This is a genomic window from Carnobacterium sp. TMP28 (genome assembly GCF_047553015.1).
Classification (GTDB): Bacteria; Bacillota; Bacilli; order Lactobacillales; family Carnobacteriaceae; genus Carnobacterium_A.
The window spans coordinates 1021149-1037528 of the sequence record NZ_CP180212.1; the positions used below are offsets into that span (position 1 = coordinate 1021149).

Genomic DNA, 16380 nt, shown 5'->3' on the forward strand with positions numbered 1-16380 from the left:
TATAGTAGATAAGAGTAATCGAAAGGAGCCAGTCGTTCATGAGTTTAAATCCAGAAGAACTATTTCAAAAATTACTAGAGCAAATTGGCTTGAAAAATGCAATAGAGTACCAAACTTATTTCAAAAAAGGTGAAATAAAAAAAGTAACTGTGCATAAAACTTCAAAAATATGGCATTTTAATCTTTCGTTTGAGGATATTTTACCTTTTGAAGTGTATCAACTATTCATAGAAAAATTACAATTAACGTTTCATTCTATTGCAACTATAGAAGTTTCGATTGAAGCAATAGACCCTAACATAACGATTGAAAAACTAGAACACTATTGGGCTTTAGCCGTTAAGAAAAGTGGCGTTTCTTCGCCGCTATGTAATCGTGCTTTTCAAGAACAATTGCCTTTATTGAGCGGGAAAAAAATTCTTTTTTTAGTAGAAAATGAAGTAGTAAAAGGTCATTTAATTAATCAATATTTGCCCCCTGTAGAAGTAGCTTACCAAAGTTTAGGATTTCCGTTATTTAAAATTGAACCCACTATTGATGAAGAAAGTTACGATAAAAAGATAGCAGAATTTAAAGCGAAAAAAGAAGAAGCAGACGAGCTATTAAGTATACGAGCAGGTGAAAATCTGAAAAAAGCAGAAGAAGAAAAGAAATACAATAAAGAAAAAGGAATCGAAAATATAGCCAAAGGACCAATTGTTTTAGGTCGTAAGATAACCGATAAAGAAGAAATAAAACAAATGGATCAAGTTATAGAAGAAGAAAGACGAGTCACGATTGAAGGATATGTGTTTGATGTTGAAATTCGAGTTCTTCGTTCTGAACGACAGTTATTAATTGTTAAGATAACAGATTATTCTTCCTCTTTTACCGTTAAAAAATTCTCTAATACACCGGAAGATGAAGCAGCTTTTGCAGCAATAAAAAAAGGAATGTGGATAAAGGCACGCGGAAGTGTCCAAGAAGATAATTTCATGCGAGATTTAGTGCTAAATGCTCAAGATATTTCCGAAAGTTTTCATGAGGAGCGAAAAGATCTAGCTCCACAAGGGGATAAGCGAGTCGAGATGCATTTACACAGTAACATGAGTCAAATGGACGCAACAAACAATATCACTGACTTAGTCGCTCAAGCAGCTAAATGGGGGCATCCGGCAGTAGCGATTACAGATCATGCTGGTGCACAGTCTTTTCCAGATGCTTTTCATGCTGGAAAAAAACATGGGATAAAAATATTGTACGGTATAGAAGCCAACATTGTTGATGATGGTATTCCAATTGCTTATCATCCTATCGATAGAGAACTGGCTGAAGCAACGTATGTGGTATTTGACGTAGAAACAACAGGGTTATCTGCTGTTTACAATAAAATTATTGAATTATCAGCCGTTAAGATGTACAAAGGAAATGTTATTGAAAAATTTGAACATTTTATTGATCCGGGTCATCCTTTATCTCAAACGACCATCAATTTAACAGGTATTACGGATGAAATGGTCAAAGGCTCGAAAACTGAAAAAGAAGTACTGTTATTATTCGAAGCTTTCGCAGAAAATCATATATTGGTTGCACATAATGCAAGTTTTGATATGGGCTTTTTAAATACAAGTAATGCTAGACAAGAATTAGCTGAAAATATTAATCCGGTTATTGATACGTTAGAATTATCTAGATTTCTTCATCCACAGTTAAAAAGTCATAGATTGAACACATTAGCTAAAAAATATGGAGTAGCGTTAGAACAACACCATAGAGCCATTTATGATGCTGAATCCACAGGTTATCTCTGTTGGCTATTTCTAAAAGAAGCCCAAGAAGATCATGAAATCGTTAACCACAATCAATTAAATGATCGTATTGGTGAAGGAGATTCCTACAAACGTGCGAGACCTTTTCATAGTACGATTATCGCTACAACGCAAGTAGGTTTAAAAAACTTATTTAAATTAGTTTCTTTATCCATGACTCAGTATTTTTTCAGAACAGCAAGGATTCCTCGTTCAGAGCTAATTAAATTGCGAGAAGGTTTGATAATCGGATCAGCATGTAACCAAGGTGAAGTATTTGAAGCAATGATGCAAAAAGGTGTCGAAGCAGCGAAAAATAAAGCAAAGTTTTATGACTTTATAGAAGTTATGCCCAAAGAAGTTTACGCACCTTTACTTGAACAAGAGTTAGTTAATTCAGAAAAAGATTTGGAAGAAATTATCCGTAATTTAGTTCAAATTGGAGAAGAATTAGATAAACCGGTCGTTGCTACTGGGAATGTTCATTATTTAAATCCAGAAGATTATATTTATCGAAAAATACTCATTAATTCTCAAGGCGGAGCAAACCCATTAAATAGAAGTGAGTTGCCTAAAGTTCATTTCCGAACGACAGATGATATGCTGGAAGCTTTCTCTTTTTTAGGTGAAAAAACAGCACACAAAATTGTTGTTGAAAATACGCAGCGGATAGCGGAATCTGTAGAAGAAATGACACCTGTAAAAACAGAATTATATACACCTAAAATTGAAGGTTCAGAAGAAGAAATCCGTAAGTTAAGTTACGATGAAGCACATCGTTTATATGGGAACCCTTTGCCAGATATCATTGAAAAAAGAATTGAAAAAGAATTAACTAGTATTATTGGAAATGGTTTTTCTGTAATTTATTTGATTTCACAAAAATTAGTTCATAAAAGTCTTTCAGAAGGCTACTTAGTTGGCTCACGTGGATCAGTCGGATCTAGTTTTGTAGCAACGATGACCGGAATTACAGAAGTCAATCCTATGCCACCACATTATCGTTGTCCAAAATGTAAGTACTCCAAATTTTTTACAGACGGTTCAGTGGGTTCCGGGTATGATTTGCCCGAAGAAACTTGCCCAAATTGTCACATTAGATTACACAAAGACGGACATGACATTCCGTTTGAAACTTTTTTAGGTTTTAATGGCGACAAAGTTCCAGATATCGATTTAAATTTTTCTGGTGATTATCAATCAAAAGCGCATGACTACACAAAAGTTCTTTTTGGGGAAGAATATGTTTTTCGAGCAGGAACAATCGGTACAGTAGCTGATCGAACAGCTTTTGGTTATGTGAAAGCCTACGAGCGAGATCAAAATTTAACTTTTCGTGCTGCAGAAATTGACCGATTAGCTAAAGGCTCAACGGGTGTTAAACGCACAACAGGTCAACATCCAGGTGGGATTATTGTTATTCCAGACTATATGGACGTTTATGATTTTACACCGATTCAATTTCCAGCTGATGCGCAAGATTCTGAATGGAAAACAACGCATTTTGATTTTCATTCTATTCACGATAATGTTTTGAAATTAGATATATTAGGACACGATGATCCTACTGTTATTCGGATGTTACAAGATTTATCAGGTATTGATCCTTTAACAATTCCTACAGATGATCCGGAAGTAATGAAAATTTTTGGTGGAACAGATGTTTTGAATGTTACCTCTGAGCAAATTCAATCTAAAACCGGAACACTTGGCATACCTGAATTTGGTACTCGTTTTGTAAGAGGGATGTTAGAGCAGACTAAGCCGACAACATTTGCTGAATTGCTTCAAATCTCAGGACTTTCTCATGGAACTGACGTATGGTTGGGCAATGCAGAAGAGTTGATACGTGAAAATAATATTCCTTTATCTGAAGTTATTGGGTGTCGTGATGATATTATGGTTTATTTAATGTATAACGGGGTAGAAGACGGACTCGCCTTTAAAATTATGGAATCTGTGCGTAAAGGTAAGGGTATCCCAGATGAATGGCAAAAAGAAATGCGAGCTGAAAAAGTACCAGAATGGTATATCAATTCTTGTTTAAAAATCAAGTATATGTTTCCCAAAGCACATGCGGCTGCCTATGTTTTAATGGCTCTTCGTGTAGCTTATTACAAAGTGCATTTCCCTATTTTATACTATGCTGCTTATTTTTCTGTGCGTGCAACTGATTTTGAGTTAGCGGCGATGTGCCAAGGAAAAGAAAGCATCAAAGTTAAAATGAAAGAAATTACGGATAAAGGTTTAGATGCCTCAACGAAAGAAAAAAACGTCTTAACTGTATTGGAATTGGCAAATGAAATGGTTGAACGTGGCATGACTTTTAAAATGATTGATTTAGATAAATCTGATGCAAAAGATTTTGTCATAGAAGGCAACTCTTTAATCGCACCCTTTAGAGCAGTGCCAAGTTTAGGTGTCAATGTGGCAAATCAAATAGTAGAAGCAAGATTAGATAAACCCTTTTTATCTAAAGAAGATTTAGGTAAACGTGGAAAAGTATCTAAAACAGTTCTTGAGTATATGAATGAAAATGGTGTCTTAAAAGGTATGCCAGATGAAAATCAACTTTCTTTGTTTGATTTATTTTAATGAAAGAAATTAGACAAGATAGATAGGAGAGTGGGCTTGTAAAACCACTCATTAGATAAAATAAAACCCGTATTTACCACTGGTTTTGTTGCTATGATTAAGAAATTGTGTTATTATTTAACTGTATTTAGATATCTTGGTAAAGAGTGAGCGGCGACGCTCACTCTTTTTCGGCAGTCAGGTATATGTATCTAAAAGGAGGCGGTATAGATGACAAGTGTGGTTGAAACGGTTAGCAATATTGTGCAACCCATAGTTACTAGTTTTGAATTTGAACTAGTTGATGTAGAATTTGTAAGAGAAGGGAAAAATTGGTTTTTAAGAATATACGTGGATAAACCAGAAGGTATTACTCTGGAAGATTGTGCTTTTGTCAGTGAGAAAGTCAGTGAAACAATGGATGCAATGGATCCAGATCCAATACCACAAGCCTATTTCTTAGAAGTATCTTCTCCTGGAGCTGAAAGACCATTAAAGAAAGAAGAAGATTATAGCCAAGCGATTGGCGAGTATATTCATATTTCTTTATACGAAGCTTTTGATGGTGAAAAAATTTATGAAGGCACGTTAATAGAAGTTTCAAAAGAAACCTTGATTTTATCTGTACGAATTAAAACTCGAGTAAAAGAAATTGAATTTGATCGTAAAAAAATTGCAAAAGCTAGATTAGCAATTCAATTTTAAATTAAATGGTTAGTGGACAGGAGAGAAATTGAAATGAGTAAAGAAATGCTAAATGCCCTCGATACCTTAGAGCAAGAAAAAGGCATTGCAAAAGAAATTGTCATCGATGCTTTAGAAGCTGCTTTAGTTTCAGCATATAAAAAGAATTACGGACAAGCACAAAACGTAGAAGTTGAGTTCGATATGAAAAAAGGCGACATCCATGTCTATGCTGTAAAAGAGGTCGTTGACGTTGTATTTGATTCACGTTTAGAAGTCAGTTTGAAAGAAGCATTAGACATTAATAGTGCTTACGAATTAGGCGATTCCATTCGTTTTAAAACGACTCCCAAAGACTTCGGTAGAATAGCAGCTCAAACAGCAAAACAAGTCATCATGCAACGCGTACGTGAAGCAGAACGCAATATTATCTACAATGAATTCATTACTTATGAAAATGACATCATGCAAGGAATTGTTGAAAGACAAGACCATCGTTATATCTATGTGAATCTTGGTAAAATTGAAGCGGTATTATCTAAACAAGAACAAATACCGAATGAAGTTTATAAACCTCATGATCGCATAAAAGTTTATGTAACAAAAGTTGAAAATACATCTAAAGGACCTCAAATTTTTGTGAGTCGTAGTCACCCAGATTTATTAAAACGATTGTTTGAGCAAGAAGTACCGGAAATTTACGATGGTATTGTTGAAATCAAATCGATTGCCCGCGAAGCTGGAGACAGAGCTAAAGTAGCTGTCATGTCGAGAGATGAAAACATTGATCCAGTTGGTACGTGTGTCGGTCCTAAAGGCCAACGTGTCCAAGCGATCGTAAACGAGTTAAAAGGTGAGAATATGGATATTGTTGAATGGAGCAGTGACCCTGCAACGTTTATAGCAAATGCCTTAAACCCTGCACAAGTCATTACTGTTACTTTCAATGAAAGAGAAGGCAGTTGTATGGTCGTCGTACCTGATTACCAATTATCTCTTGCAATTGGTAAAAGGGGTCAAAATGCTCGATTAGCTGCTAAATTAACGGGCTTTAAAATTGATATCAAATCAGAAACAGATATACAAGATTCATTGATTGCTAAAGAAAAAGCTAGCTTGGAACGCACAGAAGAGTACGTTTCTGCTATTGAAGAAACAATAAGTGCAGAGCAAGAAAGTGATGCAACAGAAATGATTGAAAATGTTGAAGATAAGAAAGATTTTCCTAGTGACATAGAAGTAGAAGATGAATTTCAAGAGGGTATCTTAACTTCAAGAGAAGCCGAAGAAATGATTGAATTAGCAGAAGATGAAGCCGACCACAAAGAATAATAGAGGTGAAAGATATGCAAAAGCGTAAGATTCCAATGCGTAAATGTATTGCTTCAAACGAAATGAAACCTAAAAAAGAGATGATTCGAATAGTAAAAAATAAAGAGGGCGAAATTAGTATCGATCCAAGTGGTAAAATGACTGGACGCGGTGCTTATGTTTCTATTGATCCATTAATAGTAAAAGTTGCTTGGGATAAACGTATTTTAGATCGTACGTTAGAAACAACTTTAACGGATTCTTTTTATCAAGAGCTACTAGATTACGTGACACGACAGAAAGCGCGGATGAGTTTATGAACCCAGATCAAAAAGCACTGAACCTTTTAGGAATAGCGATGAAGGCTGGAAAATTGGTAACGGGTGAAGATTTAACATTAAAAGAAATTAGAAAAGAACAAGCAAAAATAGTACTAGTTGCTACAGATGCTAGTGAGCAAACCAAGAAAAAAATCTCGGATAAATGTCGTTATTACACTATTCCGATAGTGATTCACTTTACAAAAGCAGAGTTGAGTCACGCAATTGGAAAAGAGCGTACGATATGTACAACGTTGGATAACGGCTTTGGTAAAAAAATCCGGGAATTATTACTAAATTAACGGAGGTTATTAAAATGGCTAATTTGCGAGTATTTGAATTTGCAAAAAAACACGATTTACCTACTGAAAAAGTGATTGAAAAAGCGAATCAATTAGGTTTTAACTATAAAAATCATCTATCTTCAATGGAAGATAAACAAGTTACGATGTTAGATGAAACATTTGCTGCAAACAAAAAAACGAATGCAGCTACAACGAAAAATCAAGAAGAAACACAAAAAAACACAACACAAAAAGGCGGTAAGGGTATAGTAAACAAACAGAATCAATCCAATAATAGTTCTAAACCTGAAACAAAATCAAAACCACTAACTAAAACAGAAAATAGTAAAAAGCCGACTTCAACAACTAGTCGTCCAGCAGCAAAACCAGCTGAAAAGAAAGCAGCACCGATAGTAAAACGTACAACTAATCCAATGGAGCAAAAAACGACTACCGGAACAAGTGGAAAACGCGGTGGATACCGTGGAGCACAAGGTACTCATGGTGGGTTCAACAAACGTAAGAGAAAAGGCAAACGTGGAGAAACAAAACCAGTAGCACCTCCAGTTCCGCGTAAATTCAAAGAGTTACCAGATGTTTTAGTTTACACTGATGGAATGACTGTAGCAGATATTTCTAAGAAAATTTACCGCGAACCAGCAGAAATTATTAAGAAATTATTCCTACTTGGCGTTGTAGCAACTTTGAACCAAAGCTTAGATAAAGAAGCTATTGAACTTCTTGCAGCAGAGTATGGAATTGAAACAGAAGAAAAAGTTAAAGTAGATGTATCTGATTTAGATGTTTATTTTGAAACAGAAACAATAGAAGAAAATCTGGCAACACGTCCTCCAGTAGTAACAATCATGGGACACGTTGACCACGGTAAAACAACTTTGCTAGATTCTTTAAGAAATACAAAAGTTAGTTTAGGCGAAGCTGGTGGTATTACCCAACATATTGGTGCTTATCAAGTGAAATCTAACGGTAAAACAATTACTTTCTTAGATACACCTGGACATGCTGCCTTTACGACTATGCGTGCTCGTGGTGCAGATGTTACAGATATCACCATTATTGTTGTAGCTGCTGACGATGGAGTTATGCCACAAACGATTGAAGCTATCAACCACGCAAAAGCTGCAGAAGTTCCGATTATTGTAGCGGTTAATAAAATTGATAAGCCTACAGCTAATCCAGAACGAGTGATGCAAGAACTAACTGAATATGGTTTAATACCAGAATCATGGGGTGGAGATACAATCTTTGTCGAAATTTCAGCTAAATTTGCTAAGAATTTAGACGAATTGTTAGAAATGATTTTATTAGTTGCAGAAGTAGAAGATCTAAAAGCTGATCCTAAGAGGGCTTCGTTGGGTTCAGTAATTGAAGCTCGTTTAGATAAAAGTAAGGGCCCTATTGCTACTTTACTTGTCCAAGAAGGAACGCTACGCGTTGGAGACCCAATTGTAGTAGGAAATACTTACGGACGTGTACGAGTAATGGTTAATGAACTTGGAAGACGTGTTAAAACAGCAGGACCATCTGCTCCAGTAGAAATCACTGGTTTAAATGCCGCACCTCAAGCAGGCGATCAGTTTGTTGTCTTTGAAGATGAGAAATCAGCCCGTGCAGTTGGTGAAACACGTGCTCAAAAAGCAATGGCTAGCCAACGTCTAGTAACTAATCGTGTAACATTAGATAATTTATTCTCAAGTTTAGAAGATGGAGAAATAAAAGAAGTGAATGTTATCATTAAAGCAGATGTACAAGGTTCAGCAGAAGCTTTGGCTTCTAGTTTGCAAAAAATTGAGGTTGAAGGTGTGCGTGTTAAAATCATCCACACAGCAGTCGGAGCTATCAATGAGAGTGATGTTACTTTAGCAGCAGCAAGTAATGCCATTATTATTGGATTTAACGTGCGACCAACACCACAAGCTAAAGAACAAGCAAGTCAAGAAACAATAGATATTCGTCTGCACCGCATTATCTATAACGCAATTGATGAAATTGAAACAGCGATGAAAGGCATGTTAGATCCAGAATATGAAGAAAAAGTTACTGGACAAGTTGTTGTTCGTGAAACATTTGCAGTTTCTAAAGTTGGAACAATTGCTGGTGGTTTTGTAACAGACGGTCATATTTCTCGTAACAGTAGTATTCGCTTGATCAGAGATAATATCGTTATTTTTGAAGGCGAATTAGCTAGTTTGAAACGCTTTAAAGATGATGCAAAAGAAGTCAAAAAAGGCTTTGAATGTGGCTTCATGATTAAAGATTACAATGAGTTAAAAGTAGACGATGTTGTTGAGGCCTACGAAATGGTTGAAATTAAACGCAAATAATTTTTTGCTCTATAAATAAGTAAACAATGATGAAAGTGAGGCAATATTATGGCAAATTTTAGAACTGGGCGTGTAGCTCAAGAAATTCAAAAAGAAGTGAATGACATCCTGGTCAAACGTGTGAAAGATCCACGTGTTTCAAATGTCACGATTACTGAAGTAAAGGTAACTGGGGATTTGCAACAAGCAACGATTTACTATAGTATTTTATCTGAAAAAGAAAAAGATCTTGAACTTGTTCAGTTAGGCTTAGATAAAGCAACTGGATTAATTCGAAGAGAATTAGGAAAACGATTGACGTTATATAAAACTCCTGAATTAACTTTTTCTCTTGATGAATCCGTCTTGTACGGTAGCCGAATTGACGAATTGTTACGTAACTTAAATAAAGAATAATCTGTAAAAGAAAGGTAGTCAGAAAATACCTTTTATATCGTTATTCGAGAATAAATAAGGGGCTGAGACAATTGTCTCAGCCTTTATTTTTTAAAACAGCACAATAATATATCGGAAGAAAGTTTCAAAAAAATTGGAGGTTTAATTTAATGAGTTTATATTCATATATCGGTGTAGAAAAAAAACTAGCTATTCGCCCACCACAAGACCCAAATATTGTTGCCTTAATTGCGCGTGATACGTTAGACGCAGGAGTAACGGATGAAATGGTTTTGTCTTACCTTCGTACTCAAACGGATAATGAAGCTTTAACGATGAATCAAATTGTCTTTTATGATAAAGAAGCAGAAATTGTTGGAACATTTGAAATTTTAGAATTAGTTGAATCAGGTGATATTTTAAAACACTTTGGTACGCCTTATGTCTATCAAACAACAGATTTTCCAGTATGGGAACCTATTGAAAACGACACGGTAGTTCCAGATGGTTTTACTACAAAAGATGTAGCAGACTACTATAAAATGATGGATGAAGCTCGATCTGTAAATGACACTCAACAAAAGGGCTTTTTATCTTTCTTAACGACTTATTTTAAAGAGTCAAATAAGATTGAGTTGTATAGTTGCTGGGATGGCGATGAATTAAAAAAAGAAAATTATCGACGTGAATTGAACTTAGAAGTAGCCATGAAAAATAACTTGCTTTTTGACATGCGCGAAAAAGAATTTATTGTTGTTACTAGGTAATAAAAAAGCATTTATAGTTGTTAATTCACTTTATCTTAATAGAACTTAAATGAAAGAATAAAGTTAAAAAAGAAAGCAGGGATTGATATTGGATGGTATTCTTCCATTATGGAAAGAACGTGGAATGACAAGTCACGATTGTGTCTTTAAGCTTAGAAAAATATTAAAAACAAAAAAAATAGGTCATACTGGAACGTTAGATCCTGATGTTGACGGTGTTTTACCCATTTGTATTGGAAATGCGACTAAAGTAGTTGAGTACATGATGGAAACTGGAAAAAGCTACATTGGAGAGATTACACTAGGATTTTCAACTACAACCGAAGATAAAAGTGGTGAAGTTGTTGAACGTGTTGCTGTAGAGCAACTGCTTTCAATAGAAGAAATTGATCAGGCAATGGCTAACATGGAGGGTGTTATCACTCAAATTCCACCAATGTATTCAGCTGTAAAAGTTAATGGAAAAAGACTTTATGAATACGCAAGAGCAGGTGAAACCGTTGAGAGGCCTAGTAGGAAAGCAACAATTAAGAGATTTATTCGAACAACGAATCCAATTTTTGATGACAATGAAAAAACAGTATCTTGGAGATTTGAAGTGGACTGTGGCAAAGGTACGTATGTAAGAACATTATCCGTAGATTTAGGTGCAACTTTAGGTTATCCTGCGCACATGTCTGATTTAACTCGTACTTCAAGCGGAACATTTCAATCGCAAGATTGCTTAACTTTAGCACAGGTAGCTGAAGAAATGGCTAATCAAACAATTCAAGAAAAATTATTTCCATTAGAATATGGGATAAAAGAGCTTGATTCGGTTGAAATAGACGAAGAATTATGGAACAAAGTTAAAAATGGAGCTGTTTTGCCGTCTAATACTTTTGGTGAGCAAGCTAGTTATCCATTAGTTATTATGTATGAAAAGGTAGCTTGGAGTATCTATGGCAAACATCCTGTCAAAGAAGGTCTCGTCAAACCAATAAAAGGATTACGATCATTTCAGTAAAGGAGCTTTTCTATCATGGAAATTATTAAACTGCGTCACCCTTATACGAAAAGCCAAATTCCTTCAGAGAATATCGTTTTGGCTTTAGGTTTTTTTGATGGTGTACATAAAGGCCACCAAGAAGTTATTAATCAAGCAAAACGATTAGCTGTAGAGAATAAGTACGCACTAGCTGTTATGACTTTTAATCAGCATCCGTCAATTGTTTTTAAAAAAGTAGCACCTGAAGATATGCTTTATTTATCTACCGTAGAAAAAAAAGAAGCACTCATGGCAGATCTAGGTGTAGATATTTTGTATGAGATAGAATTCACTTCTTCTTTTGCATCTTTAGATCCTCAAACATTTGTTGATTCGTACATTGTCGGCTTAAATGCAAAAGTAGTTGTTGCAGGTTTTGATTACACTTATGGGAAAAAAGAAATTGCTTCTATGAAGCACTTACCACAGTACGCTAGAAATCGATTTGATATTAGTGTAATTGAAAAGCAATCAACAAATGATGCTAAAATTAGTTCTACTCGAATTAGAAAAGCAATCGATAGTGGAAATGTAGAAGAAGCGAACGATTTATTAGGCTACACTTATGAAGCGACTGGACGCGTGATTCATGGCGATGCAAGGGGTAGGTTATTAGGATTTCCGACAGCTAATATTGATGTAGTAAAAGATATACGTCTACCAGCTATTGGTGTCTATGTTGTTGAAATACTGGTTGGCGATGAGCGTTATCAAGGAATGGCATCGATTGGACACAATATTACATTCGAGAAAAGTCGTCCTTTAACTGTAGAAGTATATATATTAGACTTCAATCAAAATATATATGGTGAAAAAGTAACCGTTTTTTGGCTACATTATCTCAGAGGGGAATGGAAATTTGACTCTGTAGAAGCCTTAATTGCCCAGTTGAAAAAAGACGAAGAAGATACAAGACAGTTCTTTCAAGCAGGAAACAAGTAAGAATCAGTTAGTCTAGACAATTGATCACAATTAAAACCAAATACGCTTAATGCTGAGAGGATAAAAATCTTAGTGTTGAGCCTATTTGTATGCAATCAGAGCTTAGATAGTTGGTTAATAGGTGCACTATAACAGTATGTTTATTTAATAAGATGACTAAGTGTTTGACTAAATAAATTAGTGCAACTCTTAAAGGAGTAGTCTTTCAAAGGTAAATGAAGACTTTAGTAGCAAAAATAAATCATGCACTAACTTTTTTACATAAAGTAAGTAATAATCGTTGACAGGTATCAATATATTTGGTAAATTAATACTTGTGTTAGCACTCAGCTATCTTAAGTGCTAAATAAAGAGGTGATCTTATTATGTTGACAGAAAGACAAATTCTCATATTAAAATCCATCATTTTTCTCTACACAAATTATGGCACCCCAATCGGATCTAAGACATTGATGAATGAAGCAGGGTTAAGTTATAGTTCAGCTACTATTCGCAATGAAATGGTTCGTTTGGAGGTGCTAGGGTTCATTGAAAAAACTCATTCTTCTTCAGGAAGGATCCCTTCAATCAAAGGGTATCGTTTTTACGTTGACCATCTTCTTCACCCGATAGAAGTTCAGCAAAAAGATTTAATCACAATTAAAAAATCATTTAGTAATGAGTACCACCAATTAGATGAAATTGTTATTCAATCTGCTGAACTGCTCTCTCAATTAACTAGTTATACTGCTATTTCTCTGGGACCTGAGTTAAAAGATAGTCGACTGACTGGTTTCAGATTAGTCCCATTAACTGAAAATAAAGTAATGGTGATACTAGTAACAGATAAAGGGCATGTACAAAATCAGATGTTTTCTTTACCGAAAACAATCCAGCCTAGAGATTTAGAAAAAATGGTGACTATTTTTAATGAACGATTAGTGGGTCATACCTTAATCGAAGTATTTAAAAAACTCGAGACAGAAATCCCTGCATTAATAAATAAATATGCTAAATCAGCAGCAGGTATTTCTTCAGCACTTGACACCTTTATTCTGCAAGCTGGACGCGATCAGATACATGTTGGAGGAAGAATGAATATGCTAGACTATTCTAATGGAATGAATGTTGAAAAATTCAAATTGATTTACTCATTAATGGAGGATCAACATGACCTAGCACATTTATTAACGCCTCCTCAGAGTGGAATTGAGGTAAAGATTGGTCAAGAGTTAGATGATGAACGATTTGAGGGATTTAGTTTGATAACTGCAAGCTATAACGTTATAGGTTATGGAACAGGAATGATTGCTTTGTTAGGACCGACTAGCATGCCATATTCAAAAATGATTAGCTTAGTCGATGTTTTTAGAAATGAGCTTTCAAAAAAAGTAATTGATTACTACCATTCGATGGAAGATTAATCAAAAAGGAGCGATGTAGGATGACTGAAAATCAAGAAGAAACAAATCATACTATCAGTGAAGATTCCCTTGAAACGGTTGAAGAACTTCAATCTCAAGAGAATGAAATTACAGAGGAAATAGATGAAGTAGAGAAAATGAAAAATGAGTTAAGTGAGAAAGAAGATCAATACCTACGTTTGCAAGCGGAGCTAGCTAACATACGAAAAAGAAATCAAAAAGAAAAAGAAGATACTGCTAAGTATCGTTCTCAATCACTAGCTACCGAGTTATTACCGGTAATAGATAACTTAGAACGTGCTTTAGCTATTGAAGTTACAGACGATCAAGGTGAAAGCTTGAAAAAAGGTTTAGAGATGGTAATGGAATCCTTCAAAGTAGCTTTAAAAAATGAAGGCATTGAAGTTCTTGACCCATTGAATCAGCCTTTTGATCCAAATTATCATCAGGCGATACAAACAGCACCTTTAGAAGAAGGTCAAGAAGCCGATACAGTTGTAAATGTATTTCAAAAAGGGTACTCTTTAAAAGATCGAGTTTTGAGACCAGCAATGGTTATTGTTGCTCAATAAACACTCAAAATTAAAAAGTAAAAAATAAACTATACTAAAAGGGGTAATTAAAGATGAGTAAAATAATTGGTATTGACTTAGGTACAACAAATTCAGCAGTAGCTATTTTAGAAGGTGGAGAAGCTAAAATTGTAGCGAATCCAGAAGGAAATAGAACGACGCCCTCTGTTGTCGCATTTAAAAATGGAGAAATGCAAGTAGGGGAAGTTGCAAAACGTCAAGCAGTTACAAATCCCAATACAATTGGCTCAATCAAACGTCACATCGGTGAGTCTGGTTATACTGTTGATGTTGATGGCAAAAAATACACGCCTCAAGAGATTTCAGCAACAATTTTACAATATTTAAAAGGATATGCTGAAAGTTATTTAGGAGAAAAAGTAGATAAAGCTGTTATTACTGTCCCAGCTTATTTTAACGATGCACAGCGCCAAGCAACTAAAGATGCTGGTAAAATTGCTGGATTAGAAGTAGAAAGAATTATCAATGAGCCTACTGCAGCTGCATTAGCATACGGTTTAGATAAAACAGATAAAGAAGAGAAAGTACTTGTATTTGACCTTGGTGGTGGTACTTTTGACGTTTCGATTCTTGAATTAGGTGACGGCGTGTTTGACGTTCTTTCAACAGCTGGAGATAACCATTTAGGTGGAGACGACTTTGATGAAAAAATTATTGATTATTTAGCAGCAGAATTTAAAAAAGATAATGGCATAGACTTATCAAAAGATAAAATGGCCGTTCAACGTTTGAAAGATGCAGCTGAAAAAGCTAAAAAAGATTTATCAGGTGTAACGTCAACACAAATCAGTTTACCATTTATTACAGCTGGAGAAGCTGGACCTTTACACTTAGAAATTAACTTAACACGTGCTAAATTTGATGAATTAACTTATGATTTAGTAGAACGTACAAAAAATCCAGTTCGTCAAGCTCTAAAAGATGCGGGTCTTTCTGCTTCTGAAGTAGACGAGATCATCTTGGTTGGTGGCTCTACTCGTATTCCTGCAGTAGTGGAAGCTGTTCGCAAAGAAACAGGCAAAGAACCAAATAAATCAGTTAACCCTGACGAAGTAGTTGCTATGGGAGCTGCTATTCAAGCGGGTGTTCTAACGGGTGATGTTAAAGACATCGTTTTACTAGATGTTACACCATTATCATTAGGAATTGAAACAATGGGTAGTGTGTTTACAAAATTAATTGACAGAAATACAACGATTCCAACAACGAAATCTCAAGTATTCTCAACAGCAGCAGATAACCAACCTGCAGTTGACGTACATGTTTTACAAGGTGAGCGTCCAATGGCTGCAGATAATAAGACACTTGGCCGTTTCCAATTGACAGATATTCCTGCAGCTCCTCGTGGCATTCCACAAATTGAAGTATCATTTGATATCGATAAAAACGGAATCGTTAACGTGCGTGCAAAAGATTTAGGAACTCAAAAAGAACAAACCATTACAATTAAATCATCATCTGGTCTTTCTGATGAAGAGATTGAGCGTATGGTTAAAGATGCTGAAGCAAATGCTGAAGCAGATAAAGTACGTAAAGAAGAAGTTGATTTACGCAATGAAGTTGACCAATTGTTGTTCCAAGTAGACAAAACGTTAGCTGAATTAGAAGGAAAAGTAGACGAAGAAGAAGTTAAAAAAGCTGAAGGCGTGCGTGATGAATTAAAAGCAGCCGTTGAATCAAATGATTTAGAAGCTATGAAAACTAAACGTGATGAATTAAATGAAATCGTTCAAGCTTTAACAGTTAAACTTTATGAACAAGCTGCACAAGCTCAATCTGAAGAACAACCAGAAGCTGACCAACCAGGAGACGACAATGTTGTTGACGCTGATTTTGAAGAAGTAGATGACAATAAATAAGCAACAAATAAGATGATAAAGAAAAAGCCAAGGCAAAATGCTTTTGGCTTTTTCTTCTAGATATGATATGCTCTTAAAGTTGAGTTTTAGTAATCGTATTCTATGAAGA

The 16380-nt window shown here is 35.2% G+C and carries 13 protein-coding genes; all 13 read left to right on the plus strand.

What is annotated here, in order from left to right; translation table 11 throughout:
- Positions 1-38: 38 nt before the first annotated feature.
- The 13 genes from ACMHYH_RS04950 to dnaK all read left to right on the plus strand — a co-directional run bounded on the left by ACMHYH_RS04950 (position 39) and on the right by dnaK (position 16271).
- Positions 39-4382: a PolC-type DNA polymerase III gene (locus ACMHYH_RS04950; protein ID WP_414840221.1), complete on the plus strand. Its 4344-nt coding sequence runs from the start codon at positions 39-41 to the stop codon at positions 4380-4382.
- 210 nt (positions 4383-4592) lie between these two features.
- Entirely contained in the window at positions 4593-5066 is a 474-nt protein-coding gene (rimP, locus tag ACMHYH_RS04955; RefSeq protein ID WP_414840222.1) for a ribosome maturation factor RimP, read from the plus strand.
- A 33-nt stretch (positions 5067-5099) separates the two neighbouring features.
- Positions 5100-6377, plus strand: a complete 1278-nt coding sequence (gene nusA, locus ACMHYH_RS04960) for a transcription termination factor NusA (protein ID WP_414840223.1) — start codon at positions 5100-5102, stop codon at positions 6375-6377.
- Positions 6378-6391: 14 nt separating this feature from the next.
- The gene (gene rnpM, locus ACMHYH_RS04965) at positions 6392-6676 is read left to right on the plus strand and encodes an RNase P modulator RnpM (protein WP_414840224.1); all 285 of its coding nucleotides are present in this window, start codon (positions 6392-6394) and stop codon (positions 6674-6676) included.
- On the plus strand, positions 6673-6978 hold the full coding sequence (locus tag ACMHYH_RS04970; RefSeq protein WP_414840225.1) for a L7Ae/L30e/S12e/Gadd45 family ribosomal protein: 306 nt from the start codon (positions 6673-6675) through the stop codon (positions 6976-6978). Before rnpM ends, ACMHYH_RS04970 begins: the two co-directional genes overlap by 4 nt.
- Positions 6979-6992: 14 nt before the next feature.
- Positions 6993-9305, plus strand: coding sequence for a translation initiation factor IF-2 (gene infB, locus ACMHYH_RS04975; RefSeq protein WP_414840226.1), 2313 nt, complete (start codon positions 6993-6995; stop codon positions 9303-9305).
- A gap of 48 nt (positions 9306-9353) precedes the next feature.
- On the plus strand, positions 9354-9701 hold the full coding sequence (gene rbfA, locus ACMHYH_RS04980) for a 30S ribosome-binding factor RbfA (RefSeq protein WP_414840227.1): 348 nt from the start codon (positions 9354-9356) through the stop codon (positions 9699-9701).
- A gap of 149 nt (positions 9702-9850) precedes the next feature.
- Positions 9851-10447 (plus strand): hypothetical protein, encoded by a 597-nt coding sequence (locus ACMHYH_RS04985; protein WP_414840228.1) that lies wholly within the window; start codon positions 9851-9853, stop codon positions 10445-10447.
- Between the two features lie 88 nt (positions 10448-10535).
- Positions 10536-11453, plus strand: a complete 918-nt coding sequence (gene truB / locus ACMHYH_RS04990) for a tRNA pseudouridine(55) synthase TruB (protein ID WP_414840229.1) — start codon at positions 10536-10538, stop codon at positions 11451-11453.
- Positions 11454-11468: 15 nt separating this feature from the next.
- Positions 11469-12416, plus strand: coding sequence for a riboflavin biosynthesis protein RibF (ribF, locus tag ACMHYH_RS04995; protein WP_414840230.1), 948 nt, complete (start codon positions 11469-11471; stop codon positions 12414-12416).
- Positions 12417-12781: 365 nt separating this feature from the next.
- Complete coding sequence (hrcA, locus tag ACMHYH_RS05000) at positions 12782-13819, plus strand: heat-inducible transcriptional repressor HrcA (protein WP_414840231.1); 1038 nt, start codon at positions 12782-12784, stop codon at positions 13817-13819.
- A gap of 20 nt (positions 13820-13839) precedes the next feature.
- Positions 13840-14391, plus strand: coding sequence for a nucleotide exchange factor GrpE (gene grpE / locus ACMHYH_RS05005; RefSeq protein WP_414840232.1), 552 nt, complete (start codon positions 13840-13842; stop codon positions 14389-14391).
- A 53-nt stretch (positions 14392-14444) separates the two neighbouring features.
- Positions 14445-16271 (plus strand): molecular chaperone DnaK, encoded by a 1827-nt coding sequence (gene dnaK / locus ACMHYH_RS05010; RefSeq protein WP_414840233.1) that lies wholly within the window; start codon positions 14445-14447, stop codon positions 16269-16271.
- Positions 16272-16380: the final 109 nt, after the last annotated feature.

Bases quoted from the DNA above. Each gene is read 5' to 3' on its own strand.
- ACMHYH_RS04985 (WP_414840228.1), top strand. From the start codon at position 9,851: ATGAGTTTATATTCATATATCGGTGTAGAAAAAAAACTAGCTATTCGC.
- grpE (WP_414840232.1), top strand. From the start codon at position 13,840: ATGACTGAAAATCAAGAAGAAACAAATCATACTATCAGTGAAGATTCC.
- infB (WP_414840226.1), top strand. From the start codon at position 6,993: ATGGCTAATTTGCGAGTATTTGAATTTGCAAAAAAACACGATTTACCT.
- ACMHYH_RS04950 (WP_414840221.1), top strand. From the start codon at position 39: ATGAGTTTAAATCCAGAAGAACTATTTCAAAAATTACTAGAGCAAATT.
- dnaK (WP_414840233.1), top strand. From the start codon at position 14,445: ATGAGTAAAATAATTGGTATTGACTTAGGTACAACAAATTCAGCAGTA.
- ribF (WP_414840230.1), top strand. From the start codon at position 11,469: ATGGAAATTATTAAACTGCGTCACCCTTATACGAAAAGCCAAATTCCT.
- rnpM (WP_414840224.1), top strand. From the start codon at position 6,392: ATGCAAAAGCGTAAGATTCCAATGCGTAAATGTATTGCTTCAAACGAA.
- ACMHYH_RS04970 (WP_414840225.1), top strand. From the start codon at position 6,673: ATGAACCCAGATCAAAAAGCACTGAACCTTTTAGGAATAGCGATGAAG.
- nusA (WP_414840223.1), top strand. From the start codon at position 5,100: ATGAGTAAAGAAATGCTAAATGCCCTCGATACCTTAGAGCAAGAAAAA.
- hrcA (WP_414840231.1), top strand. From the start codon at position 12,782: ATGTTGACAGAAAGACAAATTCTCATATTAAAATCCATCATTTTTCTC.
- rbfA (WP_414840227.1), top strand. From the start codon at position 9,354: ATGGCAAATTTTAGAACTGGGCGTGTAGCTCAAGAAATTCAAAAAGAA.
- rimP (WP_414840222.1), top strand. From the start codon at position 4,593: ATGACAAGTGTGGTTGAAACGGTTAGCAATATTGTGCAACCCATAGTT.